Source organism: Kineococcus mangrovi (assembly GCF_041320705.1).
In the GTDB taxonomy this organism is placed as follows: domain Bacteria; phylum Actinomycetota; class Actinomycetes; order Actinomycetales; family Kineococcaceae; genus Kineococcus; species Kineococcus mangrovi.
On record NZ_JBGGTQ010000005.1, the window covers coordinates 165,212 to 191,496 of the forward strand.

Annotated in this window: 29 protein-coding genes, 1 pseudogene and 1 riboswitch; of the genes and pseudogenes, 25 read left to right on the forward strand and 5 right to left on the reverse strand. The window is 74.9% G+C overall.

From position 1 onward, the window contains the following. Nucleotides 1–60: 60 nt before the first annotated feature. On the forward strand, nt 61–342 hold the full coding sequence (locus AB2L28_RS12115; protein ID WP_370719121.1) for a hypothetical protein: 282 nt from the start codon (nt 61–63) through the stop codon (nt 340–342). A 43-nt stretch (nt 343–385) separates the two neighbouring features. Here the strand turns inward: AB2L28_RS12115 and AB2L28_RS12120 are convergent, their stop codons facing one another. Beyond that, nucleotides 386–775 carry a cupin domain-containing protein gene (locus AB2L28_RS12120; RefSeq protein ID WP_370719123.1) on the reverse strand — a complete coding sequence of 130 codons (390 nt, stop codon included), beginning with the start codon at nt 773–775 and terminating at the stop codon, nt 386–388. Nucleotides 776–2,240: 1,465 nt separating this feature from the next. On the opposite strand from AB2L28_RS12120, the gene AB2L28_RS12125 reads away from it, so the two are divergent. From AB2L28_RS12125 to AB2L28_RS12180, 12 genes are all read left to right on the forward strand, one after another. Continuing rightward, the gene (locus tag AB2L28_RS12125) at nt 2,241–3,974 is read left to right on the forward strand and encodes an ABC transporter substrate-binding protein (RefSeq protein ID WP_370719125.1); all 1,734 of its coding nucleotides are present in this window, start codon (nt 2,241–2,243) and stop codon (nt 3,972–3,974) included. 57 nt (nt 3,975–4,031) lie between these two features. Beyond that, the gene (locus AB2L28_RS12130; protein ID WP_370719127.1) at nt 4,032–5,036 is read left to right on the forward strand and encodes an ABC transporter permease; all 1,005 of its coding nucleotides are present in this window, start codon (nt 4,032–4,034) and stop codon (nt 5,034–5,036) included. Then, nucleotides 5,033–5,968 (forward strand): ABC transporter permease, encoded by a 936-nt coding sequence (locus tag AB2L28_RS12135; protein WP_370719129.1) that lies wholly within the window; start codon nt 5,033–5,035, stop codon nt 5,966–5,968. Before AB2L28_RS12130 ends, AB2L28_RS12135 begins: the two co-directional genes overlap by 4 nt. After that, nucleotides 5,965–6,954 carry an ABC transporter ATP-binding protein gene (locus tag AB2L28_RS12140; RefSeq protein ID WP_370719131.1) on the forward strand — a complete coding sequence of 330 codons (990 nt, stop codon included), beginning with the start codon at nt 5,965–5,967 and terminating at the stop codon, nt 6,952–6,954. Before AB2L28_RS12135 ends, AB2L28_RS12140 begins: the two co-directional genes overlap by 4 nt. Further along, a complete protein-coding gene (locus AB2L28_RS12145; RefSeq protein ID WP_370719133.1) occupies nt 6,951–8,033 on the forward strand; it encodes an ABC transporter ATP-binding protein in 1,083 nt (360 codons plus the stop codon). The genes AB2L28_RS12140 and AB2L28_RS12145 overlap by 4 nt, the downstream gene beginning before the upstream one ends. Before the next feature lie 112 nt (nt 8,034–8,145). After that, nucleotides 8,146–8,478: an integration host factor, actinobacterial type gene (gene mihF, locus AB2L28_RS12150; protein WP_370719135.1), complete on the forward strand. Its 333-nt coding sequence runs from the start codon at nt 8,146–8,148 to the stop codon at nt 8,476–8,478. A gap of 5 nt (nt 8,479–8,483) precedes the next feature. Beyond that, complete coding sequence (gene gmk / locus AB2L28_RS12155) at nt 8,484–9,065, forward strand: guanylate kinase (RefSeq protein WP_370719137.1); 582 nt, start codon at nt 8,484–8,486, stop codon at nt 9,063–9,065. A 30-nt stretch (nt 9,066–9,095) separates the two neighbouring features. Beyond that, nucleotides 9,096–9,359, forward strand: coding sequence for a DNA-directed RNA polymerase subunit omega (rpoZ, locus tag AB2L28_RS12160; RefSeq protein ID WP_106206095.1), 264 nt, complete (start codon nt 9,096–9,098; stop codon nt 9,357–9,359). Then, complete coding sequence (coaBC, locus tag AB2L28_RS12165; RefSeq protein ID WP_370719139.1) at nt 9,356–10,621, forward strand: bifunctional phosphopantothenoylcysteine decarboxylase/phosphopantothenate--cysteine ligase CoaBC; 1,266 nt, start codon at nt 9,356–9,358, stop codon at nt 10,619–10,621. The genes rpoZ and coaBC overlap by 4 nt, the downstream gene beginning before the upstream one ends. A 27-nt stretch (nt 10,622–10,648) precedes the next feature. Then, nucleotides 10,649–11,848, forward strand: a complete 1,200-nt coding sequence (gene metK, locus AB2L28_RS12170; RefSeq protein ID WP_370719141.1) for a methionine adenosyltransferase — start codon at nt 10,649–10,651, stop codon at nt 11,846–11,848. Beyond that, nucleotides 11,845–13,896 (forward strand): primosomal protein N', encoded by a 2,052-nt coding sequence (locus AB2L28_RS12175; RefSeq protein WP_442490336.1) that lies wholly within the window; start codon nt 11,845–11,847, stop codon nt 13,894–13,896. The genes metK and AB2L28_RS12175 overlap by 4 nt, the downstream gene beginning before the upstream one ends. A gap of 37 nt (nt 13,897–13,933) precedes the next feature. Beyond that, nucleotides 13,934–14,944, forward strand: a complete 1,011-nt coding sequence (locus AB2L28_RS12180; RefSeq protein ID WP_370719143.1) for an aldo/keto reductase family protein — start codon at nt 13,934–13,936, stop codon at nt 14,942–14,944. A 90-nt stretch (nt 14,945–15,034) separates the two neighbouring features. On the opposite strand, the gene AB2L28_RS12185 is transcribed toward AB2L28_RS12180, so the two are convergent. Next, nucleotides 15,035–15,334, reverse strand: coding sequence for a DUF6458 family protein (locus AB2L28_RS12185; protein WP_370719145.1), 300 nt, complete (start codon nt 15,332–15,334; stop codon nt 15,035–15,037). Between the two features lie 203 nt (nt 15,335–15,537). Between AB2L28_RS12185 and def the strand changes: the two genes are divergently transcribed. The 5 genes from def to AB2L28_RS12210 all read left to right on the forward strand — a co-directional run bounded on the left by def (nt 15,538) and on the right by AB2L28_RS12210 (nt 20,396). Further along, complete coding sequence (def, locus tag AB2L28_RS12190; RefSeq protein WP_370719147.1) at nt 15,538–16,083, forward strand: peptide deformylase; 546 nt, start codon at nt 15,538–15,540, stop codon at nt 16,081–16,083. Beyond that, a complete protein-coding gene (gene fmt / locus AB2L28_RS12195) occupies nt 16,083–17,003 on the forward strand; it encodes a methionyl-tRNA formyltransferase (protein ID WP_370719149.1) in 921 nt (306 codons plus the stop codon). The genes def and fmt overlap by 1 nt, the downstream gene beginning before the upstream one ends. Beyond that, on the forward strand, nt 17,000–18,463 hold the full coding sequence (locus AB2L28_RS12200; RefSeq protein WP_370719151.1) for an RsmB/NOP family class I SAM-dependent RNA methyltransferase: 1,464 nt from the start codon (nt 17,000–17,002) through the stop codon (nt 18,461–18,463). The genes fmt and AB2L28_RS12200 overlap by 4 nt, the downstream gene beginning before the upstream one ends. 37 nt (nt 18,464–18,500) lie before the next feature. Next, nucleotides 18,501–19,277, forward strand: a complete 777-nt coding sequence (locus AB2L28_RS12205; RefSeq protein WP_370719153.1) for an isocitrate lyase/PEP mutase family protein — start codon at nt 18,501–18,503, stop codon at nt 19,275–19,277. Between the two features lie 78 nt (nt 19,278–19,355). Then, nucleotides 19,356–20,396, forward strand: a complete 1,041-nt coding sequence (locus AB2L28_RS12210) for an alpha-hydroxy acid oxidase (protein ID WP_370719155.1) — start codon at nt 19,356–19,358, stop codon at nt 20,394–20,396. A gap of 6 nt (nt 20,397–20,402) precedes the next feature. Here AB2L28_RS12210 and AB2L28_RS12215 read toward each other — a convergent pair whose 3' ends face one another. After that, on the reverse strand, nt 20,403–20,798 hold the full coding sequence (locus AB2L28_RS12215) for a type II toxin-antitoxin system death-on-curing family toxin (protein ID WP_370719157.1): 396 nt from the start codon (nt 20,796–20,798) through the stop codon (nt 20,403–20,405). Further along, nucleotides 20,795–21,046 (reverse strand): hypothetical protein, encoded by a 252-nt coding sequence (locus AB2L28_RS12220; RefSeq protein ID WP_370719158.1) that lies wholly within the window; start codon nt 21,044–21,046, stop codon nt 20,795–20,797. The genes AB2L28_RS12215 and AB2L28_RS12220 overlap by 4 nt, the downstream gene beginning before the upstream one ends. 81 nt (nt 21,047–21,127) lie before the next feature. On the opposite strand from AB2L28_RS12220, the gene rpe reads away from it, so the two are divergent. The 7 genes and pseudogenes from rpe (at nt 21,128) to AB2L28_RS12255 (ending at nt 25,704) form a co-directional block, all read left to right on the forward strand. After that, nucleotides 21,128–21,799 carry a ribulose-phosphate 3-epimerase gene (gene rpe, locus AB2L28_RS12225; RefSeq protein ID WP_370719160.1) on the forward strand — a complete coding sequence of 224 codons (672 nt, stop codon included), beginning with the start codon at nt 21,128–21,130 and terminating at the stop codon, nt 21,797–21,799. Nucleotides 21,800–21,880: 81 nt separating this feature from the next. Further along, a riboswitch (FMN riboswitch) is annotated at nt 21,881–22,007 on the forward strand. Between the two features lie 322 nt (nt 22,008–22,329). Then, on the forward strand, nt 22,330–22,965 hold the full coding sequence (locus AB2L28_RS12230) for a riboflavin synthase (protein WP_370719162.1): 636 nt from the start codon (nt 22,330–22,332) through the stop codon (nt 22,963–22,965). A 20-nt stretch (nt 22,966–22,985) separates the two neighbouring features. After that, nucleotides 22,986–23,564, forward strand: a pseudogene (gene ribB, locus AB2L28_RS12235) (3,4-dihydroxy-2-butanone-4-phosphate synthase); the annotation flags it as partial. A 26-nt stretch (nt 23,565–23,590) separates the two neighbouring features. After that, entirely contained in the window at nt 23,591–24,076 is a 486-nt protein-coding gene (ribH, locus tag AB2L28_RS12240; protein WP_370719164.1) for a 6,7-dimethyl-8-ribityllumazine synthase, read from the forward strand. Between the two features lie 63 nt (nt 24,077–24,139). Further along, nucleotides 24,140–24,403, forward strand: coding sequence for a phosphoribosyl-ATP diphosphatase (locus tag AB2L28_RS12245; RefSeq protein WP_367639864.1), 264 nt, complete (start codon nt 24,140–24,142; stop codon nt 24,401–24,403). Nucleotides 24,404–24,415: 12 nt separating this feature from the next. Further along, on the forward strand, nt 24,416–25,261 hold the full coding sequence (hisG, locus tag AB2L28_RS12250) for an ATP phosphoribosyltransferase (RefSeq protein WP_370719166.1): 846 nt from the start codon (nt 24,416–24,418) through the stop codon (nt 25,259–25,261). After that, the gene (locus AB2L28_RS12255; protein ID WP_370719168.1) at nt 25,249–25,704 is read left to right on the forward strand and encodes a PH domain-containing protein; all 456 of its coding nucleotides are present in this window, start codon (nt 25,249–25,251) and stop codon (nt 25,702–25,704) included. Before hisG ends, AB2L28_RS12255 begins: the two co-directional genes overlap by 13 nt. Here the strand turns inward: AB2L28_RS12255 and AB2L28_RS12260 are convergent. Further along, entirely contained in the window at nt 25,701–26,273 is a 573-nt protein-coding gene (locus AB2L28_RS12260; RefSeq protein ID WP_370719170.1) for a nucleoside/nucleotide kinase family protein, read from the reverse strand. The two genes, AB2L28_RS12255 and AB2L28_RS12260, sit on opposite strands and share 4 nt — an antisense overlap. Nucleotides 26,274–26,285: the final 12 nt, after the last annotated feature.

Sequence of the window (26,285 nt, forward strand, 5' to 3'; positions counted from 1 at the left end):
CGTCCGGGCGGTGCCTACGATGGCTGACGTGCTGTCCCGCGTCCCCACCCCGGCCCGTCGATGCCCTCGCGCATGATCGCCCGCGGGCTCGCCGCGCTGACCGTGACCGCCGTCGAGGTGGGGCACGACGAGCTCGAGGCGCGCCGGCAGGTCGGGGCCTTCCTGCAGAACCTCGCGATCGACCCCGTCGTCGTGCTGCAGGAGGCCGTCGACGCCGTCGCCGAGCTCGCCCCCGCCGAGATGCGCGAGGCCAGCGGGGAGCGGCAGCTCCTCGCCGCCCTCGAGGCGCGGTCGTGGCTGGAGCGGATGAGCCTCGACAGCGCGCGCGGCGTCCCGCTCTGAGGGGTTCCTGTCGCCGGCGGCCTCGCCGTGCGGCCGGTCGCGCTCAGTCCCGGGAGTCCCCGAGATCCACGTGGTCCGTGGACCACGGACCGACGGCTGTGCCGATGAGGACGGTGTCCTGCTCGGCGCCGTCGAAGTGCACCGCGCCGGCCGGCACGTGCAGGAAACTGCCGGTGGGGTGGCGCACCGCGGTGTCCCGGTCGAAGACGTCGCCGTACCCCAGGCGCAGTTCGCCGCGAGCGACGACCAGGTGCGCGTCGGCGGTGTGCGCGTGCGGTCGGTCCCAGACCCCGGCCGGGATGAAGAAGGCGTAGGTGAAGGTCTTCCCCGGCTCCCGGGTGCCGACCAGCGTGGCCGACCGGGTGCCGTCCGGGTTGGTCCGTTCCCAGGCGATGTCGTCGACGGTCGTGGCGAACGCAGTCGTGGTGCTCACGACCGCACTGCAGGACGCGGCGACGTGGGACCGTCACGGCACCGGTGCCGGTGGCGACGCAGCTCGACCGGCCGAGCGTCCGTGGGCCACGTGCCGCTGCACCTCGGACGACCTGGCTCTTCGGGTGTCCGGGTGGGTGGTTCACCCCGCCCGGCGCCGACGTCGTCGCCGGGGTCGGTTCCCTCAGCGGCCGGCAGAACCCGAGTGCGGTGGTCGCCGACGTCGCGGAACCGGTGCGCCAGGCGTCGGGTCTTCTCGACGACCGGGGTTGACAGCCTCGGTGCCGTCGTTGCCGGGCCGGGCCGTCGTCGAAGCAGACCAGGACCTCGGTCAGGGTCCGCACGGTGGTGGTGGCCGGGGAGTTCCCGGCTGCGGCGTCGTCGAGGAACCGCAGGACGGCTTCAGCCTCGACGGCGGGCGTGGAGCGGGAGAACTGCTCGCCGGCCTCGGCGCGCGTCAGTTCGATGACCACCAGGTCGCGGCCGATCGCCCGGACGATCACCGCGACCTGCTCACGCCGGCTGGTCCGGGCCGGACCGGTCGGCAGAGCGCTGAGCGCGGTGGGGTCCTGGCCGCGCAGAGCGGCCGTGGCCACGTCGGCGATGTCGCGCTCGTGGAAGAGGCGGTCAGGGTGTCGGGTTGGTGCAGCGACGCCCCACCCCAGGGCGTCGGTGGCCAGCACCAGGGGAAGGTCTCGACCCCCTGCGGGAACCGACCTGGTCGGGGACGGCGCTTGGAGGCCCGCTCCGGCACCCCCGCAGCGGAGAGGTTCGCCACCACGCGAGAACCGACACCCCCGCTGGCGCCCGTGACGAGGGTCGGCTTGCTGGCGCTGGTGGTCTCGGGGCTGGTGATGTCGTCGAGGGCCATGACTCTCCTTCTCGGGCACGGTGCTTCGTGCGCCAGGGGGCCGATGGCCGACGAGGCGTTCCGACGCCGCACCTCGCCCTCACTGACAGCACCCTGTTCCGGACCGTCCATCGCGGCGCGTCACCCGAGTGGACCGTCCCCGGACCCGTTCGACGTCCGCAGGCAGCGGTGGCGAAGACCGCCCAGTCGGCGACTGGCCCTCGGGCCGCGAGGTGGTCTGCTCCGCACCCGCGCCCGCGAGAACCCCGCGCACCGCGCTGGAGGTGCAGGTCTCGCGGTTGCGGGTGCTCGGGAGATCACGGCGTTCCACCTCGATGAGGGGCGGACGCAGCTCGACCGCTCGTTCCCCGGTGCCCCGCACCTGACGTCGGTCGCGCGAGAAGACAGGTCGTCCGACCTGCCCGCAGATCCGAGAGCCGACAATCTGCCCACATCGGAGCTGATGAATGAGGCAATCCTCAGCAGGAACCGCGCATGTAACAACTTTGTGACAAGACTGAAGCGGTCTTGGTGATCACCCGGTCATGTCCTAGCGTCAGCCCTCGCACGCACTGAAGCAGGACCTTCCGAACCGTACGCCAGAACGAGGACGTCGATGTCGCCGAAGACGCAGCCCGCAGTGCCCCCGCAGGACCCCGCGCAGGAACCCCTGCGCGTCCGCCCCACCCGGCGGGCGTTCACCCTCGCCTCCGTGTCCGCCGCGGGTCTGGCCACGCTGTCGGCGTGCGCGCAGAGCCAGCGCGACGAGGGGGGTTCGGGGGACTCCGGCGGTGGCAGCGGCCGGGACACGTTCGTCTTCGGCGGGTCCGCCGACCCCGATTCCCTGGACCCCGTCTTCGCCTCCGACGGTGAGACGTTCCGCGTGACCCGGCAGATCTTCGAGGGGCTCGTCGCCACCGAACCGGGCACGACCGACCTCGCCCCGTCGCTGGCCACGCAGTGGGAGGCCTCCGACGACGGCCTGACCTACACGTTCACGCTCCAGGACGGGGTGACGTTCTCCAACGGCGTACCGTTCGACGCCGCGGCCGTCGTCGCGAACTTCGAGCGCTGGTACGCCCTGCGCGGCATCGCGCAGGGCGAGGACCTCGCGTACTACTACCGGTCCATCTTCCGCGGGTTCAGGACGAACGACGACCCCGCGCTCGGGGAGTCCCTGTACGCGGGCTCGACGGCGAACCCCGACGGCACCGTCACGGTGAACCTGACGCGCCCGTTCGCCGGGTTCCTGGCGTCCCTGACCCTGCCTGCGTTCGCCATGCAGGAGACCGGGGCGGTCCAGGCGGGTGGCGGCAACGGCGCCGACGGCTCGGACCCGCGCCAGAGCGCCTACGCCACCTCCGGACCGGTCGGCACCGGGCCGTTCACGTTCAGCGCGTGGGAACGCGGTCAGCAGGTCACCCTCAAGCGCAACGAGGAGTACTGGGGCGAGAAGGCGAAGGTCGCCACGGCCGTCGTCCGCGTCATCGGTGACGGCACGGCGCGCCGGCAGGCGCTGCAGAACGGCGACATCGACGGGTACGACCTCGTCGCCCCCGCCGACGTCGAGACGCTGGAGTCGTCCGACTTCCAGATCCAGAACCGGCCCGCGTTCAACATCCTCTACCTCGGGATCAACCAGGCCTACGCCCCGCTGGGCGACCCCAGGGTGCGCCAGGCGATCGCCCACGCCATCGACAAGGAGGCGCTCATCACGAACGCCCTCCCCTCGGGCACGAAACCGGCGACGCAGTTCATGCCGGACAACGTCACCGGCTGGAACGAGGGCGTCACGACGTACGAGTACGACGTGGACAGGGCCCGGCAGCTGCTCGCCGAGGCCGGTCAGACCGGCATCAACGTGCCGTTCAACTACCCGACCGGGGTCTCCCGGCCCTACATGCCGAACCCCGAGACCATCTACAACGCGATCAACCAGCAGCTGACCGCCGCGGGCATCACCACGACCCCGGTCGCCGAGCAGTGGACGCCGAACTACCTCGGGACCGTCCAGGGCACGACCCAGCACGGCCTGCACCTGCTGGGGTGGACGGGCGACTACAACGACCCGGACAACTTCATCGGGGTGTTCTTCGGTGCGCCGACGAACGAGTGGGGTTTCACCGACCAGGGGTTGTTCGAGGCCCTGGCCAACGCCCGCACCGTGACGAGCGAGTCCGAGCAGGAGAGCACCTACCAGGACATCAACGAGCAGATCATGACGCTCCTGCCGGGCATCCCGATCGCGAGCCCGGTCCCCTCGCTCGCCTTCGCCCCCGGCGTCGAGGGGTACACCGCCAGCCCCGTGCAGGACGAGGTGTGGAACACCGTCTCCGTGTCCGACTCCTGATGGGACCGGCCGCGCCGCGCCGGGCGGCGCCGTGCTGACGCCGCGCCGGGCGGCGCCGTGCTGACGCTCGTCGTGCGCCGCCTCGGACTGCTCGTGGTCGTCCTGTTCGGGTTGTCGCTGCTGCTGTTCGCCTGGGTCCGGGCCCTTCCGGGGGACCCGGCCCGGGCGCTGCTGGGCGAGAAGGCCACCCCGGCCGGCATCGCCGCGATCAACGAGCGGTACGGGTTCGACCAGCCGGTCTGGCAGCAGTACGTCACCTACCTCGGCCGGCTGCTGCGAGGCGACTTCGGCGCCTCGATCAACACCGGGGAACCGGTGGTGCGGACGTTCGCCGAACGGTTCCCCGCGACGATCGAACTGGCCGTCGCGGCGTTGCTGCTGGCGATCGTGGTGGGGATCCCGCTGGGGTACGTCGCGGCCCGCCGCCGCGGTGGCTGGCTGGACAACCTCGTCGTCGGCGGGTCGCTGCTCGGCGTCGTCGTCCCGGTGTTCTTCCTCGCCGTCATCCTCAAGTACGTCCTGGCCATCGAGCTCGGGTGGTTCCCCACCTCGGGCCGGCAGGACGCGCGCATCGACGCCACCCACGTCACGAACTTCTACGTGCTGGACGGGCTGCTGACGCGCGAGTGGGACGCCAGCTGGGACGCGCTCGTCCACCTCGTGCTGCCCGCCCTGGCCCTGGGGTCGATCCCGCTGGCCATCATCGTGCGCATCACCCGGGCCTCGGTGCTCGACGTCCTGGGCGACGACCACGTGCGCACCGCCCAGGCCAAGGGCCTGCCGCGCGCGATCGTCAGCCGCCGGCACGTCCTGCGCAACGCGCTGCTGCCGGTCTCCACCACGCTGGGCCTGCAGGCCGGGGCGCTGCTGTCCGGGGCGGTCCTGACCGAGACGGTGTTCTCCATCAACGGCATCGGCAGCTACCTGTTCGACGCCGTGACCCAGCTCGACTACCCGGTGCTGCAGGGGTTCATCCTCTTCATCGCCGTCGTGTACGCGCTCGTGAACCTCGTGGTGGACGTCAGCTACGGGTTCATCGACCCGAGGGTGAGGGTGTCGTGACCGCACTGGACGCGTTGCCGCCGACCGGACCCGGTTCGCCCGACGCGACGGGCGAGACGACGGGGCAGGCCGGGACCGGTCCCTGGCGCTCGGCCTGGCGGCGGTTGCGCCGCAACCCCGCCGGGATCGTGGGCGCCGTCATCGTCCTGCTCTTCGTCGTGGTCGCCGTCGCCGCCCCGCTGCTGGCGCCGTACCGGCCGGCCACCTCGGAGTGGTTCGGGCAGGTGACGCCCACCTCGGTGCCCGGTCCGAGCGCCGAGCACCCCCTGGGCCTGGACTCCTTCGGCTCGGACCTGCTGACGCAGCTGCTGTACGGCGCGCGCTCCTCCCTCGTCATCGGGGTCGTCTCCACCGGGGTCGGCCTCGCGGCCGGGGCCTTCCTGGGGGTCCTCGCCGGCGGGATCGGCGGGAAGGTCGACACCGTCGTCATGCGGGTCGTCGACGTGCTGCTGTCCATCCCCGGCCTGCTGCTGGCGGTCTCGGTCGCCGCGGTGCTCGGGCGCAGCGGGCTGGCCATCATGCTGGCCATCTCCGCGGCCCAGGTCCCGATCTTCGCGCGGCTGCTGCGGGCCTCGCTGCTGGCCCAGCGGGGCCAGGACTACGTCGTCGCGCTGCGCTCGCTCGGGCTGCGCCGGCGCAGCATCGTCGTGGGGCACATGCTGCCCAACTCCCTGGGGCCGGTGCTCGTGCAGGCCACGCTCACGCTGGCCACCGCCGTCATCGAGGTCGCCGCGCTCAGCTTCCTGGGCCTGGGCGACCCGAACCCCGCCGTCGCCGAGTGGGGACGCATGCTCGTCACCGCCCAGGCCCGGCTCGACCAGGCGCCGCACCTGGCGCTGTACCCCGGTCTGGCCATCGCCGTCACCGCGCTGGGGTTCACCCTGCTCGGCGAGGCGCTGCGCGAGGCCCTGGACCCCAGGAGTTCGCGATGACGCTGCTCGAGGTCGACGACCTGCGGGTGACGTTCTCCCGCAAGGGCTCACCCGACTTCACCGCAGTCGACGGGGTCTCCTTCGACGTCGAGGCCGGTGAGGTCGTCGGCCTGGTCGGGGAGTCCGGCTGCGGGAAGTCCGTCACGTCGCTCGCGGTCATGGGGCTGCTGCCCCGGCGCTCGGCCCGCGTCAGCGGGTCCGTCCGCTTCGACGGCACCGACCTGCTGACGGCCTCGCCCGCCCAGCTCGCCCGCCGCCGCGGCAAGGACCTCGCGATGGTCTTCCAGGACCCCATGACCTCGCTCAACCCCGTCCTGACGCTGGGCCGGCAGCTCACCGAGGTGCTGCGCGCGCACACCGGCCTGGACCGGGCGGCGGCGAGGAAGGAGGCCGTGGAGCTGCTCGGCCGCGTCGGCATCCCCGACCCGCGCCGGCGGGTGGGGGAGTACCCGCACCAGCTCTCCGGCGGGATGCGCCAGCGCGTCCTCATCGCCATCGCCCTGGCCTGCTCGCCGCGGCTCATCATCGCCGACGAGCCGACGACGGCCCTGGACGTGACGATCCAGGCGCAGGTGCTGGACCTGCTGACGGGGCTGGTCCGGGAGTCGGGCACGGCGATGGTCCTCATCACCCACGACCTCGGCGTCGTGGCGGGCACGTGCGACCGGGTCAACGTGCTGTACGCGGGCAAGGTCGTCGAGCAGGCCCCGCGCGCCGAGCTGTTCGCCCGGCCGCGGCACCGGTACACCGAGGGGCTGCTGGCCGCCGTCCCCCGGGTCGACGCCCCCGAGGGCGTGGCCCTGCGGCCCGTGCCCGGCTCGGTCCAGGACCGGCTGCCGTGGGACGTGGGCTGCGCCTTCGCCCCCCGCTGCGGCGTGGCCGACGACGCCTGCCGCACCGGGGCGATCGGCCTGGACGCGGCCGGTGGCCCCGTCGCGCACTCCGCCCGCTGCGTCCACCCCGCCGAGCTGGAGGTCTCACGATGACCGTGCCCGCGCCGTCGCCCCCGGGGACGGGGGACGCGCTGCTGTCCGTGCGCGACCTGCAGGTCCCCTACCCGATCCGCTCGGGGATCCTGCAGCGCCGCGTCGGGGCCGTGAGGGCCGTCGACGGGGTCTCGCTCGACGTCGCCCGCGGCACGACCTACGGCCTCGTGGGGGAGTCCGGCTGCGGGAAGTCGACGCTGGGCCGGGCCGTGCTGCGCCTGGAGGAACCCACCGGCGGGTCCGTGCACCTCGACGGCCGCGACGTCCTCGCCCTCGGCGCCGAGGAGCTGCGCCGGGAGCGCCGGCGCATGCAGATGGTCTTCCAGGACCCCCTGGCCAGCCTCGACCCGCGCCAGAGCGTCGAGAGCGCCCTGACCGAGCCCCTGGCCGTGCACCGCGCCCCGGGTGGCCCCCCGGCCTGGCGCACCCGCGTGCGCGGGCTGCTGGACCGGGTCGGGCTCCCCGCCGGGGCGGGCGCGAAGTACCCGCACGAGTTCTCCGGGGGTCAGCGCCAGCGCGTCGGGATCGCCCGCGCCCTCGTCCTGGACCCCGCGCTGCTCGTGGCCGACGAACCGGTCTCGGCCCTCGACGTGTCCGTCCAGGCCCAGGTCCTCGTCCTGCTCGAGGAGCTGCAGCGCGACCTCGGGCTGACGTACCTCGTCATCGCGCACGACCTCGCGGTCGTCAAGCACGTCTCGACGACGGTCGGGGTCATGTACCTCGGCGGACTCGTCGAGGAGGGCCCCAGCGCGGACCTGTACGACCGCCCGCTGCACCCCTACACCCGGGCGCTGCTGTCCGCCGCGCCCGTGCCCGACCCCGTCGCGGAGGCCGCGCGCGAGCGGATCCGCCTCGTCGGGGACCTGCCCAGCCCGGCCGACCCGCCCTCGGGCTGCCGGTTCCGGACGCGCTGCCCGTGGGTGCAGGGGACCCGCTGCCACGACGAGCGCCCGCAGCTGCGCGTGCCGGCCGGGCACCCCCCGCAGCACCGGGTGGCCTGCCACTTCGCCGAGCAGATCGAGGCGGGGGAGCTGACGGCGCACCACGGGGCCGACCCCGTCGTGCTCGGCCCCGCGTGATCGCGGCCCCGCCGTGGCCGGCCCGCCGTTGCAGGCCCGTGACCTGGGTGGATAGGTTCACCCGGACCACCGGGGCACCCGTCCTGGGAGCGCTACGACCCGAGGTGATGAAGTGGCTCTGCCTCCCCTGACCGCCGAACAGCGCGCCGCCGCCCTGGAGAAGGCCGCGGCGGCCCGCCGCGAGCGGGCCGAGGTCAAGCACCGCCTCAAGTACACCGGCGGCAGCCTGGAGGAGGTCATCGAGGAGGGCCAGGAGAACGAGGTCCTCGGCAAGATGAAGGTCTCCGCCCTGCTGGAGTCCCTGCCGAACGTGGGCAAGGTCCGCGCCAAGCAGATCATGGCGGAGATCGGCATCTCGGAGTCGCGGCGCGTGCGCGGCCTGGGCGCCCACCAGATCGCCGCCCTCGTCGAGCGCTTCGGCTCCGCCGCCGGGAGCGCGTCCTGAACGCTGTGCAGTCCCCGCACCACCGCCTGACCGTCCTCGCCGGTCCCACCGCCGTCGGGAAGGGCACCGTCTCGGCCGACCTGCGGGCCCGGTACCCCGACATCTGGATCTCCGTCTCGGCCACCACGAGGGCGCAGCGGCCCGGCGAGGTCGACGGCGTGCACTACCACTTCGTCTCCGAGGAGACGTTCGACGGCTACGTCCGCGACGGCGAGCTCCTGGAGTGGGCCCGCGTCCACGGCCGGCACCGCTACGGCACCCCGCGCGGGCCGGTCGCGCAGGTGCTGGCCTCGGGCCGCCCGGCGCTGCTGGAGATCGACCTCGCCGGTGCCCGGCAGGTCCGGCAGGCCACGCGGGGCACCGACCTGGAGGCCGGGTTCGTCTTCCTCGCCCCGCCGAGCTGGGACGAGCTGGTCCGCCGCCTCGTGGGCCGGGGCACCGAGACCGAGCAGGAGCGCGAGCGCCGGCTGGAGACCGCGCGCGTCGAGCTGGCCGCCGAACCGGAGTTCGACGTGACCATCTACAACGACGACGTGCACCGGGCCACGGACGAGCTCGTAAGATGGATGGGTCTGCCGGTCAGCTGACCGGCTCTTTCGACGCGAGGAGAACTGATCGTGGCTGGAACCGTCGCGGCGCCCGAGGGCATCACCAACCCGCCCATCGACGACCTGCTGACGGTCGCCGACTCCAAGTACGCCCTGGTGATCTACGCGGCCAAGCGCGCCCGTCAGATCAACGCGTACTACTCCCAGCTGGGCGAGGGCCTGCTGGAGTACGTCGGCCCGCTGGTGGAGACCCACGTGCAGGAGAAGTCCCTGTCCGTGGCCATGCGCGAGATCAACGAGGGGCTGCTGACCTCGGAGCCCATCGAGCAGTGAGCGACGTCCCCGCCCCCGGCTCCCGGGCGCCCCGCGTGGTCCTGGGGGTCGCGGGCGGGATCGCCGCCTACAAGGCGGCGCTGCTCCTGCGGGAGCTGAGCGAGAGCGGGCACGACGTCACCGTCGTGCCCACCGCCGCCTCCGAGCGCTTCGTGGGCCGCGCCACGTGGGAGGCGCTGTCCGGCAAGCCGGTCGCCACCGACGTCTGGACGCACGCCGACGAGGTGCCGCACGTCCGGCTCGGTCGGCACGCCGACCTCGTCGTCGTGGCCCCCGCCACCGCGGACCTGCTGGCCCGCGCCGCGCACGGCCTGGCCGACGACCTGCTGACCAACGTCCTGCTGACCGCGACGTGCCCGGTGCTGCTCGCCCCGGCGATGCACACGGAGATGTGGCTCAACCCGGCGGTGCAGGCCAACGTGGCGCTGCTGCGCTCGCGGGGGGTGACCGTCCTGGACCCCGCCTCCGGTCGCCTCACGGGCGCCGACTCCGGCCCCGGGCGGCTGCCCGAGCCCGCCGACGTGGCCGCCGCGTGCCGCCGTCTGCTGGGGTCCGGGTCCCGTCCGCGCGACCTGGCCGGCCGTCGCGTCGTCGTCTCCGCCGGTGGCACCCGCGAACCCCTGGACCCGGTCCGCTTCCTCGGCAACCGCTCCTCGGGGCGCCAGGGGGTCGCGCTGGCCGCCGCCGCGGCCGCCCGCGGGGCGCACGTCACGCTCGTCGCCGCGCACGTCGAGGTGCCCGCGCCGGCCGCCGTCGACGTCGTGCCCGTCCAGACCGCCGCCGAGCTGGCCGAGGCGGTGCACTCGCGCGCCGCCGCGGCGGACGTCGTGGTCATGGCCGCGGCCGTCGCCGACTTCCGCCCGTCGGCGCGGGCGAGCGCCAAGATCAAGAAGTCCGACGACCCCTCGCGCGACCCGGTCGTCGTCCTCGAGCGCACCCCCGACGTCCTCGCCGGGCTCGTCGCCGACCGGGCCCGGTCCGGGGCGGGGACGGTCCTCGTCGGGTTCGCCGCCGAGACCGGGGACGAGACGGGCTCGGTCCTGGACCACGGCCGCGCCAAGCTGGCGCGCAAGGGCTGCGACCTGCTGGTGCTCAACGAGGTCGGGGAGGGCAAGGGCTTCGCGGCCCCGACGAACGCCGTCGTGGTCCTGGGCCGCGACGGCAGCGAGCGCGAGGTCGCCGAGACCAGCAAGGACGTGGTGGCCGATGCGGTGTGGGACGCCGTGGTGCCTATGCTTCCCCCACACGTCCCGACCCCCTGATCCACCCCCGCTGACGACTGGAGCCCCGTGACCACCCCGTTGCGCCTGTTCACCTCCGAATCGGTCACGGAGGGGCACCCCGACAAGATCTGCGACCAGATCTCCGACGGCATCCTCGACGCGCTGCTCGCCCAGGACCCGCGCAGCCGCGTCGCGGTCGAGACGATGGTGACGACCGGGCTCGTGCACGTGGCCGGCGAGGTCACGACCGAGGCCTACGCCGACATCCCCACCATCGTGCGCCGGACGCTGCTGGACATCGGGTACGACTCCTCGGCCAAGGGTTTCGACGGCCGCACCTGCGGCGTGGAGGTGTCCATCGGCTCGCAGTCTCCGGACATCGCCGCCGGCGTCGACGAGGCGTACGAGAACCGCGTCGGCGGCGGCGTGGACCCGCTGGACCTGCAGGGCGCCGGCGACCAGGGCCTGATGTTCGGGTACGCGTGCGACGACACCCCCGAGCTCATGCCGCTGCCGATCCACCTGGCGCACCGGCTGTCCCAGCGCCTGTCCGAGGTGCGCAAGAAGGGCGAGGTCCCCTACCTGCGCCCCGACGGCAAGACCCAGGTCACCATCGGCTACGACGGCGACCGGGCCGTGCGCCTGGACACCGTCGTGCTCTCCACGCAGCACGAACCGGACGTCGACCTCGCCTCGACGCTGACCCCGGACGTGCGCCGCTTCGTCATCGAGCCCGTCCTGGAGGGTCTCGACCTCGACACCTCCGACGTCCGGTTGCTCGTGAACCCGACGGGCCGCTTCGAGATCGGCGGCCCGATGGGCGACGCCGGCCTGACCGGCCGCAAGATCATCGTCGACACCTACGGCGGGATGTCCCGGCACGGTGGGGGCGCGTTCTCCGGCAAGGACCCCTCCAAGGTCGACCGGTCCGCGGCCTACGCGATGCGCTGGGTCGCCAAGAACGTCGTCGCCGCGGGTCTGGCCACGCGCTGCGAGGTGCAGGTCGCCTACGCCATCGGCAAGGCCCAGCCCGTCGGCCTGTACGTCGAGACGTTCGGCACCGAGGCGGTTGCCCGCGGCCGCATCGAGACCGCGATCCGTGAGGTCTTCGACCTGCGCCCGGCCGCGATCGTCCGCGACCTGCAGCTCCTGCAGCCGGTGTACGCCCCGACCGCCGCCTACGGCCACTTCGGCCGTGAGCTGCCCGGCTTCAGCTGGGAGCGCACCGACCGCGTCGACGCGCTGCGCGCCGCGACGGGGAACTGAGCACCGAGGGACGGGCCCGGCCCGGGCCCGACGGGCCGGGCCCGACGAGCGCTCGTGCGAAGGGGGCGCGGCGGACGAAGGCGCCCGAGGACGTCACGACGACCGACCCGATCGCCCGGGTCCTCGTCGGTTCCGCGCTGCCGCACCTGGACCGGCCCTTCGACTACCTCGTCCCGGCCTCGATGGAGCACACGGCCGAACCGGGCCGGCTGGTGCGCGTGCCGTTCGCGGGCACCGACGCCGAGGGGTACGTCCTGGAGCGGCTGGCCAGCACCGACCACACCGGCCGGATGGCCCGGCTGCGCCGCGTCGTCTCGGGCCTGCCCGTGCTGCCCGGTGCGACGCTGGAGCTGTGCCGGCAGGTCGCGGCGGAGTACGGCGGCACGCTGTCCGACGTCGTGCGCCTGGCCGTGCCCGGCCGGCACGCCGGGGCCGAGGAGAAGGTGCTGCGGGCCGCGCCCGTGCGGCACGACCCCGTCGCGCTGGGCCCGGACCTGCTCGGCTGGGAGCACCACCGGGCCGGGCCGGCGTTCCTGGCCCACGTCCGCGACGGTTCCTCACCGCGGGCGGTGGCGACGTTCGCGCCCGGCAGCGACCCGTTCGCCCTGCTCGCGCTCGCCGCCCGCGCCGCGCTGGCCTCCGGGCGCACCGCCCTGCTCGTGGTCCCGGACCACCGCGACCTGGACCGGCTCGGCGCCGCGCTGGAGCGCGTGGTGCCGGAGGGGCACGTCCGGCTGGAGGCCGACCTCGGCCCGGCGGCCCGCTACCGCTCCTTCCTGCAGGCGCTGACCGGGCGGGCCCGCGTCGTCGCCGGCACCCGCGCCGCCGTCTTCGCGCCATTGCCGAACCTCGGGCTCGTCGCGGTCCTGGAGGACGGGGACGACTCCCACGCCGAGCAGCGCGCGCCCTACCCGCACGTGCGCGAGGTCGCCGTCCTGCGCGCCGAGCAGGCCGGTGCCGCGGCCCTGTTCGCGGGCTGGACCCGCACCGCCGAGACGCAGCTGCTCCTGGAGTCCGGGTGGGCCCGGCCTGTGCTGGCCACCCGCGACACCGTCCGGGCCAGGGCCCCGCGCATCGCCGTCGCCGGCACGTCCGGCCCCGACGCGCAGGACCCGCTGGCCGCCGCGGCCCGCCTGCCCAGCGACGGCTGGCGGGTCCTGCGCGACGCCGTCCGCCGCGGGCCGGTCCTCGTCCAGGTGCCCCGCACCGGGTACGTCCCGACGCTGGCCTGCCAGACGTGCCGGGAGCCGGCCCGCTGCACGTCGTGCCACGGCCCGCTCGCCGTCCCGGACGCGGGGGAGCGCGCCGCGTGCCGCTGGTGCGGGCGGCCCGCCACCGACTGGACGTGCGGGCACTGCGGCGACAGCCGGTTCCGCGCCGTGGTCACCGGGGCCCGGCGCACCGCCGAGGAGCTCGGCCGCGCGTTCCCCGGCGTCGACGTCCGCACCTCCGGGGGGTCGCACGTCCTGGACGTCGTCCCCGGCGGGCCCTCGCTGGTCATCGCCACCCCCGGTGCCGAACCCGTGGCACCGGGCGGCTACGCGGCCGCGATGCTGCTGGACGGGTGGGCGCTGCTGGCCCGGCCGGACCTGCGCGCGGCCGAGGAGGCGTACCGCCGCTGGACGGCCGCGGCCGCCCTCGTGCAGCCCGCCTCGGCCGGCGGGGCCGTCGTCCTCGTCGCCGACCCGCAGGCCGCGCCCGCGCAGGCCCTCGTGCGCTGGGACCCGGCCGGGTTCGCCGAGCGCGAGCTGGCCCAGCGCCGCGAGCTCGACCTGCCGCCGGCCGCCCGGTTCGCCGGGCTCATCGGCCCCGCCGCGGACGTGGAGGAGTTCGTCGCCGCCCTGCCGGCCCTGCCCGGCGTGCGGGTCCTGGGGCCGCTGCCCGTGCCGGACCGGCCCGGCCAGGCGCCCGCCGTGCGCAGCGTGGTGCGCGTCCCGCGGGAGCGCTCGGCCGAGCTCGCCACCGCGGTCAAGACCGTCACGGCCGGGCGCAGCGTCCGCAAGCTGCCGCTCGTGCGGGTGCGGGTGGACCCGCTGCAGATCGGTTGAGAGCGCGAAGCTCCCCCGGCGGGTGGAGGCTTTCGGGATGGAGTTCCGACACCTCGGCCGTTCCGGCCTCAAGATCAGCGAGATCACCTACGGCAACTGGCTGACCCACGGGTCCCAGGTGGAGAACGAGGCGGCGCTCGCGTGCGTGCGCGCGGCCCTCGACGTCGGCATCTCGACCTTCGACACCGCCGACGTCTACGCCAACACCGCCGCCGAGACCGTCCTGGGGGAAGCGCTCAAGGGACAGCGACGGGAGTCCCTGGAGATCCTCACCAAGGTCTTCGGGCCGATCGGTCCCAAGGGGCACAACGACACCGGCCTGTCGCGCAAGCACGTCCTGGAGGCGTGCGAGGGGTCGCTGCGCCGGCTCGGCACCGACCACATCGACCTCTACCAGGCGCACCGCTACGACTACGCGACGCCGCTGGAGGAGACGATGCAGGCGTTCGCCGACCTCGTGCGGTCCGGCAAGGTGCTCTACGTCGGCGTCAGCGAGTGGACCGCCGAGCAGCTGCGCGCCGGGGCCGAGCTGGCGAAGGACCTCGGCATCTCCCTCGTCTCCAACCAGCCGCAGTACTCGATGCTGTGGCGCGTCATCGAGGGCGAGGTCGTCCCCACCTCCCAGGAGCTGGGCGTCAGCCAGGTCGTGTGGTCGCCCATCGCCCAGGGCGTCCTCACGGGCAAGTACACCCCCGGTGGTGAGCTGCCCGCCGGGTCCCGCGCCACCGACGACAAGGGCGGCGCGAACATGATCCAGCGCTGGATGCGGGACGACGTCCTCTCCCGCGTCCAGGACCTCAAGCCGATCGCCTCGGACCTGAACCTGTCGATGGCGCAGCTGGCCGTGGCCTGGGTCCTGCAGAACGAGAACGTCGCCACGGCGATCATCGGGGCGTCCCGGCCCGAGCAGGTGCACGACAACGCCGCCGCCGCGGGCGTGACGATCCCGGCCGACGCGCTCGAACGCATCGACGCCGTCCTCGGCGACGTCGTCGAGCGCGACCCGGCCAAGACCCACGAGTCCTCGCCCAAGCAGCGCGAGGTCTGATCGCACGCGGTGACCTCGTGCGCGGTGGAGGAGCACGAGGTCACCGCGTGCGCGGTGGTGGGGCGAGGGGTCACCCCGTGACGGAACGGGTCAGGACTCCCCGGCCGGTCGCGCGACGGCGTGGAACGCGCGGGTGTCCCACGGCGCCACCGAGGGGGAGACCCGGGCGGCGGTCGAGGTGCGGGCGGGGCCGGGCTGCGGTCCGGACCCCGTCCCCGGCGCGCGGGTCCGGGTCCGCCGGCCCACGACCTCCAGCAGCGTCGAGGCCAGCGCCACGAGCATGAGGATCCACCCCACGACCGCCAGGTCGAGCACCGGGAGGTCGACGTGGACGGCGAAGGCCAGCACGGCGCCGACGGTGAACGCGAAGCTGTGGTTCGTGAGGTGCACCAGCCGAGCCTCGACCCCGACCGGCCGTTCCGGGCCCCGGCCTCACCCGCCCGTCCGAGCCGGGTCGCCCCGCGGGGCCAGCAGCGGGACGCACCGCCAGCGGCCTCCTACGCAGCGTGACGTTCGCCGCCACCGTCGACGGGGCGGTGCCGTCGCGGACGTAGGATCGGGCGCGCACACCGCACCTCGATCCAGGGAGCTCCGTGGCGATCCAGCCGATCCGACTCTTCGGGGACCCGGTCCTGCGCCAGCGCGCGGCCGAGGTCACCACCTTCGACAAGGAGCTGCGCCAGCTCGTCAAGGACCTCGAGGAGACGATGCTCGCCGCCCCCGGCGCCGGGCTGGCCGCGCCCCAGCTCGGGGTCTCGCTGCGCGTGTTCACCTACCACGCCGACGGCGAGCTCGGGCACCTCGTCAACCCCGTGCTCGACCTGTCCGAGGAGTGCCAGGAGGGCGACGAGGGGTGCCTGTCGTTCCCCGGGATCATCGCCGACACCCGCCGCTCGCTGCACGTCGTGGCCAAGGGCTTCGACATGCACGGCGAACCGGTGACCATCTCCGGCTCGGAGTTCAAGGCCCGCGCCATCCAGCACGAGACCGACCACCTCGACGGCGTCCTGTTCATCGACCGCCTCGACAAGGCTCAGCGCAAGCTCGCGCTCAAGGCCGTCCGCGAGGCCGAGTGGATGGGGCTGGAGGCCCCGCAGGTGAAGGTGTCCCCGCACGCCACCTTCGGACAGGCGAGGTAGTGCGCCTCGTCGTCGCCGGCACCCCCGACGTCGCCCTCGCCTCCCTCGACGCGCTGCTGGCCAGCCGCCACGAGGTCGTCGCGGTCCTGACCCGCCCGGACGCCGCCGCCGGTCGCGGCCGCAAGCAAGCCGCCTCGCCCGTCGCGCAGCGCGCCCGCGAGGTCGGCCTGCCCGTCCTGCAACCGGCCCGCCCGCGCGGTGAGGAGTTCCTCGCCGAACTGCGCTCGTACGCCCCCGACGCGTGCCCCGTCGTCGCCTACGGCGCGCTCGTGCCCGCCGAGGCGCTCGCGGTCCCGCGACTGGGCTGGCTGAACCTGCACTTCTCGCTGCTGCCGGCATGGCGCGGTGCGGCCCCCGTGCAGCGGGCCGTCATGGCCGGTGACGACGTCACCGGGGCCTGCGTCTTCCAGCTCGAGGAGGGGCTGGACACCGGCCCCGTCCACGCCTCGCTGCGCGAACCCGTCGGGGCGCGCGACACCGCCGGTGACCTGCTGGGCCGCCTCGCCGTCTCGGGCGCGCGCCTGCTCGTCGACGTGCTGGATGCGCTCGAGGACGGCACCGCCGTGGCGCGGCCGCAGGAGGGCGAGGCGACCCTCGCGCCGAAGATCGACGTGGAGGAGGCGCAGGTGGACTGGACCGCGAGCGCGGCGCACGTCGACCGCCTCGTGCGCGGCTGCACGCCCGACCCCGGCGCGTGGACGACGTTCCGCGGCGAGCGGGTCAAGCTCGGGCCGGTCGTGCCGCTCGAGGGGCCGGACCTTGCCCCGGGGGGCGTGCTCGTGGAGAGGAAGCGCGTGCTCGTGGGGACCGGGGCGGGCGTCGTCGCGCTCGGCACCGTGCAGGCCGCGGGGAAGAAGGCGATGGGCGCGTCCGACTGGGCGCGCGGGACCCGGCCTGGGCCGGGGGAGGAGTTCGCGTGACCGGTCCGTCCGTCCCCGGGGTCCGCACCCCCCGTCGCGGGGTGAAGCAGGACCGCTTCACCCGCGTCGACCCGGCGCGCGCCGTGGCGTTCGAGGTGCTGCGCGCCGTTGCCACCCAGGACGCCTACGCCAACCTCGTCCTGCCGAAGCTGCTGCGCGAGAAGCGGTTGGGCGGCCGTGACGCCGCCTTCGCCACCGAGCTGGCCTACGGCGTCCTGCGCGGTCGCGGCACGTACGACGCGCTGCTGGCCACCCTCGTGGACCGGCCGCTGGCCGACCTCGACGACGGGGTCCTGGACGTCCTGCGGATGGGGTTGCACCAGCTGCTGGGGATGCGGGTGCCCGACCACGCGGCCGTCGCCACGTCCGTGGCGCTCGCGCGCACGCACGTCGGCGGGGGGCCGTCCGGTCTCGTCAACGCCGTGCTGCGCAAGGCCTCCGGCCGCGAGCTGGAGGAGTGGGCGGCGCAGGTCGCCCCCGGGGACTCCGACGACGACCTCGCCGTGCGGCACTCCCACCCGCAGTGGGTCGTGCGCAGCCTGCGGGAGGCGTTGCGCGCGCACGGCCACGACACCGGCGAGCTCGTCGACCTGCTCGTGGCCGACAACACGCCCGCCCACGTCGCGCTCGCCGCGCTGCCCGGGTTGAGCACCGTCGACGACCTCGTCGGCCGCGACGCCCACGTCGAGGTCGGCACGGGGCGCTGGTCCCCGACGGCCGCGCACGTCGTCCACGGCGACCCCGGCCGCCTCGCCGCCGTCCGCGCCGGGCGCGCCCGCGTCCAGGACGAGGGGTCCCAGCTCGTGGCCCTCGTCCTCGCCGCCGCCGACGTCGAGGGCCGCGACGAGCGCTGGCTCGACCTGTGCGCCGGGCCGGGCGGCAAGGCCGCGCTGCTGGCCGCCACCGCCGCCGGACGCGGAGCCGCGCTGACCGCCGTCGAGGTCGCCCCGCACCGCGCCGACCTCGTCCGGCAGGCCCTGGCCCCCGTCGAGGCCGTCGCCGCCGGGACCGTCCAGGTCCGCGTCGGGGACGGCCGCGAGGTCGGCGCCGTCGAACCCGCCGGCTACGACCGCGTCCTCGTCGACGCCCCCTGCACCGGCCTCGGCGCCCTGCGGCGGCGCCCGGAGGCCCGCTGGCGCCGCACCCCCGCCGACCTCGCCGGCCTGGCGCCGCTGCAGCGCGAGCTGCTCGGCTCCGCGCTCGACGCCGTCCGTCCCGGCGGGGTCGTGGCCTACGCGACGTGCTCGCCCGTGCTGTCCGAGACCCGCCTGGTCGTCGACGACGCGCTCAAGGCGGCCGCCAAGCGCGGTGTCGCGGCCGAGCGCATCGACACCCCCGCCGTCCTGGAGCGGGTCGTCCCCGGGCTACCGGGCGCCGCGGCCGGGCTCGGGGTGCAGCTGTGGCCGCACACCCACGGCACCGACGCCATGCACGTGGCCCTGGTCCGCCGGACGGGGTGAGGCACGGGCCGGGCGCGGCGCCGGTAGCGTCGGTGGCGTGAACTCCGCCGAGAAGGCCGCGCGACTGCGCCAGCTGCACGAAGACCCCGAGCTCCTCGTCCTCGTCAACGTCTGGGACGCCGTGTCGGCGACCGTCGTGGCGGGCGAACCGCAGACCAGGGCCCTGGCCACGGCCGGGCACTCCATCGCCGCCACCTTCGGGTACGGCGACGGTGAGCAGATCCCCCTCGACCTCGCCCTGAGCCTCGTCGAGCGCATCGTCGTCGCGGCCGGGGACCTGCCCGTGTCCGCCGACCTCGACGGCGGGTTCGGGAACGCCGGCGAGACCGTCCGCAAGGCCATCGGCGTCGGCGTCGTGGGCGCCAACGTCGAGGACCGGCTGCGCCCGCTGGCCGAGTCCGTCGCGAACGTCGAGGCGGTCGTGGCGGCCGGTGAGGCCGAGGGCGTGCCGTTCGTGCTCAACGCCCGCACCGACGCGTTCGTGCGCGGTGGCGACCGTCCCCGCGACGTCGTCCTGGCCGACGCCGTCGAGCGCGGCCGGGCCTACCTGGCCGCCGGCGCCACGACCGTCTTCGCGCCCGGTCCCCTCGACGAGGAGGCGGTGGCCCACCTCGTCGACGCGTTCGGCCCGCAGAAGCTGTCCGTCATCGGCCTGCCCGGCGTCCCGCCGCAGCAGCGCCTCGCAGAGCTCGGCGTCGCCCGCATCACGTACGGGCCGCTGACGCAGCGCGTCGCGCTGACCGCGCTGCAGGACGCCGCCCGCGGCATCTACGCCGGCGGCGGCGTCCCGGAGGGGACCCGGCCGCTGAACTAGTGACGGCGGGGGTGACTCAGGTCCTCGATCGGGGGATCTGGTCACGATCCGGCCGGCGGGTGGGCGAGGATGCGGTCCGTGACCTGGATCGAGGACCTCGCCCGCCGCGCCGACGCCGTGCTGCCCGACTACGTGTCGGCGTACTACCACTCCAACGCCGGTGACGGCTCCTGCGACCGCGAGGGCATCGCGGACTGGAACGCCTTCCGCCTGCGGCCCGCGGTGCTGCACGACGCCTCCGCCCAGGACACCACGACCGAGGTCCTCGGCACCCGGGTCGCCGCCCCCGTCCTCGTCGCGCCGATGGCGCAGCAGGTCGGAGCACGCCCCGAGGGCGAGGTCCTGACGGCCCAGGGGGCCGCCAAGGCCGGGACGCTGCTCGGTGTCTCCACCAACACCGGTGCCCGCTTCGACGACATCGCCGCCCAGGGCGCCCCCTGGTGGTACCAGGTCTACGTCGCCCGCGACCGCGAGGCCACGCGGCTGCTCGTCGAGCGGGCCGCCGCCGCCGGTGCCCGCGCCCTCATCCTCACCGTCGACACCACCCCCATCGGGCGGGAGATCCCGGCGATCGACCCGCGCAACTGGCCCGCCGGCCCGCGCAGGAACCGCACCGCCAACCTCACCGCGGCCGAGCTCGAACGGTTCGGCGCCGACACCGACATGGCGCTCGACCTCACCCCCGACACCATCGGCTGGCTCGCCGAGGTCTCCGGCCTGCCCGTGCTCTGCAAGGGTGTGCTCACCGCCCGCGACGCGCGCCGCTGCGTCGACGGCGGCGCGGAAGGGATCATCGTGTCCACCCACGGCGGTCGCCGCCTGGGCAACTCCGTCACCTCCGCGTACGCGCTGCCGGAGATCCTCGCCGAGGTCGGGGCCGAGGTGGAGGTCCACGTCGACTCCGGCGTCCGCGGCGGGGCGCAGGCCGCCGTGGCGCTCGCGCTCGGCGCCCGGGCCGTGCACGTCGGCCGCCCCGTCATGTGGGGGCTCGCGGCCGACGGCGCGGACGGGGTCGCCGACGTGCTCACGCGCTACCAGGCCGAGCTGACGACGACGTTGCGGCAGATGGGGATCGGGTCGGTCCGGGACCTGCGGCCCAGCGACGTCGTGGTCCGCTGAGGCGCCTCACCCCAGGCGGCGGACGAGGGAGTCCAGCCGCGCCGCGATCTGCGCGACGTCGTCGAGGGTGCCGTCGGCGACGTCGCGGGTGAGCGCCGTCCCGGCCGGCACCGGCGCCGCGCCGACACCGGTGCCGTTGAGGTGCAGCATCGCCATGGCGGACAGGATCGCCGTGCGCTCGTTGCCGTCGACGAGGGGGCGCGTGCGCACGAGGGAGTGCAGCAGCGCGGCGGCCTTGCGGGACAGGTCGGGGTAGGCGTCCCGGCCGAGCACCTGCAGCTGCGGCCGCTGCACGGCCAGGGCCAGCAGACCCGCGTCCCGGACGTCGAAAGGGCCGTCGGGGAAGATCGCGGTGAAGCGGACGACGTCACCGACCGTGAGGTAGCGGACGGGCAGGATCACGCCCGGCGGGTGCTCACGAGGTCGGGGCCGTCCAGGTCGTGGGCGAGGGAGTCGAAGAGCTCGCGGTTCTGCGCGTAGACGGCGCGGGCGATGTCCTGCACGTCGGCGCGGTCGGCCTCGTCGGCCTGCTCCAGCAGCCGCTCGAACAGCCGCTGCCGCGAGAGGCCCGGGTGCCGCGCCTGCAGGCGCTCCAGCATCGACCGGTGCGCGTCGTCCAGGCGCAGGGTGAAGGCGGACGTCGTCGACATGACGTCACGGTACACCAGTGGTGCACGGTGACGTCATCACCCGTTCCGGTGGTGTCCGGGCCAGCCAGTACGGTCGGGGACGTGCGCAGCGACCGAGGACCCCAGGTCAACCCCAGCATCCTGTCCGCCGACTTCGCGAACCTGCAGGCCGAGCTGGCCCGCATCGCCACGGCCGACGCCGCCCACGTCGACGTCATGGACGGCCACTTCGTCCCCAACCTCACCCTCGGTCTGCCCGTCGTCGAAGCGCTGCAGCGGGTCAGCCCGGTGCCGCTGGACTGCCACCTCATGATCGAGGACCCCGACCGCTGGGCCCCGGCGTACGCCGAGGCCGGCGCGGCGGGCGTCACCTTCCACGCCGAGGCCGCGCGGGCCCCCGTGAAGCTGGCCCGCGACATCCGCGCCGCCGGGGGCCGGGCGGGCATCGCCCTGCGTCCGGCCACCCCCGTCGAGCCGTTCCTGGACCTGCTGCCGGAGTTCGACATGCTCCTCGTCATGACCGTCGAGCCCGGCTTCGGCGGCCAGGGGTTCCTCGACGTGACGCTGCCGAAGATCCGCCGGGCGCGCGCGGCCATCGGTGACCTCGACGTGCGCCTGCAGGTCGACGGCGGGGTCTCGACCGCGACCGTCGAGCGCGCGGCCGAGGCGGGCGCGGACGTCTTCGTCGCCGGGTCGGCCGTCTACGGCGCCGACGACGCGGCCGCGGCCATCGGCGAGCTGCGCGACCTCGCGGCGAGGGCCTGCGCCCACTGACCCGCGCCCACCGAGGTCGTCCCGGGCCGTGGGACGGGCCGTCGCGTGGCACACTGACGCCCACGAGCAAGACCGCACGACACGCGTGCTCCGGGGTCGGTGGAAGTCCGAACCGGCGGTGACAGTCCGCGAGCCCCCACCTCGGTGGGTGGTCGACCCGGTGGAACTCCGGGGCCGACGGTGAGAGTCCGGATGGGAGGCAGCGCGCGGCGTCGTCGCCGTGCGCCGTCGCGCCCCGTCCGGGGCCCGTCGTCGTGCGCCGACCTCGCCCCGTCGGCGGTCCCGCAGGCACCTCGCGGTGCCGCCGGGACCTCCTCCTCCCCTCGCCCTCCCCGGGGTCCGCCCGGACGCCCTGGGAGGAGGGGACCGTGGACCACCCGAACGCCGTGCCACCCGTGCCACCCGTGCCCCCCGTGCCGGGCCCCGTGCGCGCCGACGTCCGCCCCAGCGACCGCGCCGGTCCCCTCAGCGCTGAGGAGCAGGCCGCACGAGGACCGCAGGACCACAGGACAGTTCGAGGAGGCAGGGTCGTGTTCACCGGGATCGTGGAGGAGATCGGCGAGGTCGTCGCCGTGGAGTTCGGTGCGGAGTCGGCGCGGTTGACCGTGCGCGGTCCCGTCGTCGTCTCCGACGCCGTGCACGGGGCGTCCATCGCCGTCGACGGGGTCTGCCTGACCGTCGTCGACCAGCCCGAACCGGGCGCCTTCACCGTGGACGTCATGCAGGAGTCGTTGCGCCGCAGCTCGCTGCACGACGTCGCTGCGGGGCGGAAGGTGAACCTGGAGCGCGCGATGGCCGCGCACGGGCGACTGGGCGGGCACATCGTCCAGGGCCACGTCGACGGCACCGGCACCATCGCGCGGCGGACACCGGGGGAGGCGTGGGAGGTCGTGCGCGTCGAGGTCCCGGCCGGCCTGGCCCGCTACGTCGTGGAGAAGGGGTCCATCACCGTCGACGGCACCTCGCTGACCGTCTCGGCCGTCAGCGAGCCGGCCGCGACCGGGCACTGGTTCGAGGTCTCCCTCATCCCCGCCACCCTCGAGCTCACCGTCCTGGGCGCCAAGCCCGTCGGGGCCACGGTCAACCTGGAGGTGGACGTGCTGGCCAAGTACGTCGAGCGGCTGCGCGCCTTCGAGCCCACCGCCGCGCTCGGGGGGCAGGCGTGAGCGTGACCACCGGCGCGAGCGTGGCCCGTGCGCTGGACGCCCTGCGCGCGGGGCGTCCCGTGCTCGTCACCGACGACGCCGACCGCGAGAACGAGGGCGACGCGGTCCTGGCCGCCGAGCTGGCGACGCCGGAGTGGATCGGGTGGACCGTCCGGCACACCTCGGGGATGCTCTGCGCGCCCATGACCGCCGAGCGGGCCGCCGCCCTCGCGCTGCCGCCCATGGTCGAGCGCAACGAGGACTCCCTGCGCACCGACTACACCGTCAGCTGCGACGCGGCGCTGGGCGTGACGACGGGGATCTCCGCGGCCGACCGCGCCCGCACGGCGCGGGTGCTGGCCGACCCGGCCGCCACGGCGGGCGACCTCGTCCGCCCCGGGCACGTGTTCCCGCTGCGGGCCCGGCCCGGTGGCGTCCTGGAACGCCCCGGGCACACCGAGGCCGCGGTCGACCTGTGCCGGCTGGCGGGGCTCACCCCGGTCGGGATCATCGCCGAGCTCGTGGAGGACGAGGGGGCGATGTCACGCTGGGACCAGATCGTCGCTCTGGGTGAACGGTTCGACCTGCCGGTGCTGACGATCGCGGAACTGCGGGCACACCTGTCCGCCGAGGGAGAGGAGAAGGCGTGAGCGGGGACGGGAGTCCGGAGATCACGGTCGACGGTAGCGGCCTGCGGGTCGCGGTGGTCGCGGCGCGCTGGCACCACGAGGTCATGGACGGCCTGCTGGCGGGCGCGCGGCGCGCGTTGGAGGCCTCGGGCGTCACCGACGTCGTCGAGGTGCGCGTCCCGGGGGCCTTCGAGCTGCCCGTGGCCGCCGCCCGCCTGGCCCGGCAGGGCGTCGACGCCGTCGTCACCCTCGGGGTCGTCATCCGGGGCGGCACCCCGCACTTCGAGTACGTGTGCGACGCCGCCACCCAGGGGCTGACCCAGGTCGCGGTCACGACGGGGGTGCCGATCGGGTTCGGCGTCCTCACCGTCGACACCGAGGCGCAGGCGCTGCACCGCGCCGGTCTGCGCGGCTCGCGCGAGGACAAGGGCGCCGAAGCCGTGCTCGCCGCCCTGGAGACGGTCGTCGCGCTGCGCGAGGTCGCACCCCCGCCCCCGGGCTGAGCCGACGTCCCACCGGAGCCGGGTGGTCGGGCGGGCGCGCCCGACCACCTAGACTCCGTGCCCGTGAAGAGCTTCGACGCCCTGTTCGCCGAACTGAGCGACAAGGCGCTGACCCGGCCCGAGGGCTCGGGGACGGTGCGGGAACTGGACGCCGGCGTCCACGCCATCGGCAAGAAGGTCGTCGAGGAGGCGGCCGAGGTGTGGATGGCCGCGGAGCACGAGGGCGGGGAGCGGACCGCCGAGGAGATCTCGCAGCTGCTGTACCACCTGCAGGTGCTGATGATCGCCCGCGGACTGACCCTCGACGACGTGTACGCCCACCTCTAGGAGCTCCACCCGATGTTGCGCATCGCCGTCCCCAACAAGGGGTCCCTGTCCGAGGCCGCCTCCGCCATGCTGCGCGAGGCCGGCTACAACCAGCGGCGCGAGGCCAAGGAACTCATCCTCGACGACCCGGACAACTCCGCCCAGTTCGTCTTCCTGCGCCCGCGCGACATCGCGCTGTACGTCGGCTCCGGGACGCTGGACGCCGGCATCACCGGCCGCGACCTGCTGCTGGACTCCCGCGCCCCGGCCGACGAGGTCCTGCCCCTCGGCTTCGCCCGCAGCACCTTCCGCTTCGCCGGGCGCCCCGGTGCGGCCGCGGGGGTCCGCGACCTCGAGGGCCGGCGGATCGCCACCAGCTACTCCGGTCTGCTGGCCGGGCACCTGGCCGAGCACGGCGTGACCGCCGACGTCGTCCACCTCGACGGAGCGGTCGAGACCGCCGTGGCGCTCGGCATCGCCGACGTCATCGCCGACGTCGTGGAGACCGGCACCACGCTGCGCGCGGCCGGGCTGGAGATCTTCGGTGAGCCCATCATGCGCTCGGAGGCCACGCTCGTGCGCCGTGCCGGCGCCCCGGCCGACCCCGCCGTCGACGTCCTCGTCCGCCGGCTGCAGGGCGTCCTGGTCGCCCGCCAGTACGTCATGGTCGACTACGACTGCCCGAAGGCGATCGTCGAGCAGGCCTGCGCCATCACCCCCGGTCTGCAGTCCCCGACGGTCTCGCCGCTGGCCGGCCCCGACTGGGTCGCCGTGCGGGCCATGGTCAAGAGCTCGGAGACCAACCGCGTCATGGACGAGCTGTACGAGCTCGGGGCGCGGGCGATCCTCGTCACGAGCATCCACGCGTGCCGCCTGTGACCGCTGGGCCCGTCTCCGACAAGCCGTTCCGGCCCCGGCGCGCCCGCGTCGTCGGCCTGGGCTTCGCGGTCGCGATCCTCCTCGTCATGGTGGGGATGTCGATCGGGCTGTCCCTGGCCCCGGAGTCGGGCTGGACGGGGCAGGACACGGTCTCGGCGCTCGTCTTCGGCGTCGTCGTCTCCGCCGGGCTCGTGCGCCTGGTCACCGTCAACGCGCGGGTCACCGGCACCGCGCTCGTGGTGCGCAACGTCGTCTTCACCCGTGAGGTCGAGTGGGGCGCGGTCGTCGCCGTCCGCTTCGGCGGTGCCGACCCCTGGCTGACCCTCGACCTCGACGACGGGGACAACCTCGCCGTCATGGCCGTCCAGCGCGCCGACGGCGAGCACGCCCGCGCCGAGGCCCTGCGGCTCGCCCGGCTCGTGGAGGACCGCGCACCCCGCTAGGTGCACCCGGCCCGGGTGGCCGCGTCGTCGGTGCCCGCGTCGTCGGTGGCCACGCTCAGGTCGGGACGCAACGGCCTGCGGGAGAACAGCTCGTCCTCTTGAGCGGCCCACCGACCCCAGTGCGGGGCGTACGCCTGCCCGTCCCGCGCCAGGGCTCGCGCCCGGCGCACGGCGGGGTCGGCGGTCAGCTCCACGAGCAGGTCGACGCCCCCGGCGCACCCCGCCCCCACGCCCTCGACGACGAGCAGCCCCGACGTCGGCCACGTCACCGTCCCCGCGTAGGTGCCCCGCTGCCAGTCCCAGACCGGCTGGCGGACGACCCGCCCGCCGCGCAGCTGCGCCAGCAGCTCACCCAGCAGATCGACGGCCGCGGCCAGCCCGTCCCACCCGGGGTACAGGTCGTCCATGTGCGCCACGACGGCACCCGTGCGCCTGGCCAGGACGGCGGCCAGGTCCGTCTTGCCGGTCCCGGACCGCCCGTCCACCGCGAGGACCGGGGGACCGGCCGGCGGGGGCGCGACCCGCGCCAGCGCGGCCAGGACGCGGTCGGCGAGCGCCTGCGCGCTCACCCGCACCCCACC

Excerpts from the sequence above, each read along its gene's own strand:
- AB2L28_RS12115 (WP_370719121.1), top strand. The coding sequence starts at position 61 with ATGCCCTCGCGCATGATCGCCCGCGGGCTCGCCGCGCTGACCGTGACC.
- AB2L28_RS12125 (WP_370719125.1), top strand. The coding sequence starts at position 2,241 with ATGTCGCCGAAGACGCAGCCCGCAGTGCCCCCGCAGGACCCCGCGCAG.
- AB2L28_RS12140 (WP_370719131.1), top strand. The coding sequence starts at position 5,965 with ATGACGCTGCTCGAGGTCGACGACCTGCGGGTGACGTTCTCCCGCAAG.
- AB2L28_RS12145 (WP_370719133.1), top strand. The coding sequence starts at position 6,951 with ATGACCGTGCCCGCGCCGTCGCCCCCGGGGACGGGGGACGCGCTGCTG.
- AB2L28_RS12180 (WP_370719143.1), top strand. The coding sequence starts at position 13,934 with ATGGAGTTCCGACACCTCGGCCGTTCCGGCCTCAAGATCAGCGAGATC.
- AB2L28_RS12220 (WP_370719158.1), bottom strand. The coding sequence starts at position 21,046 with ATGTCGACGACGTCCGCCTTCACCCTGCGCCTGGACGACGCGCACCGG.
- hisG (WP_370719166.1), top strand. The coding sequence starts at position 24,416 with ATGTTGCGCATCGCCGTCCCCAACAAGGGGTCCCTGTCCGAGGCCGCC.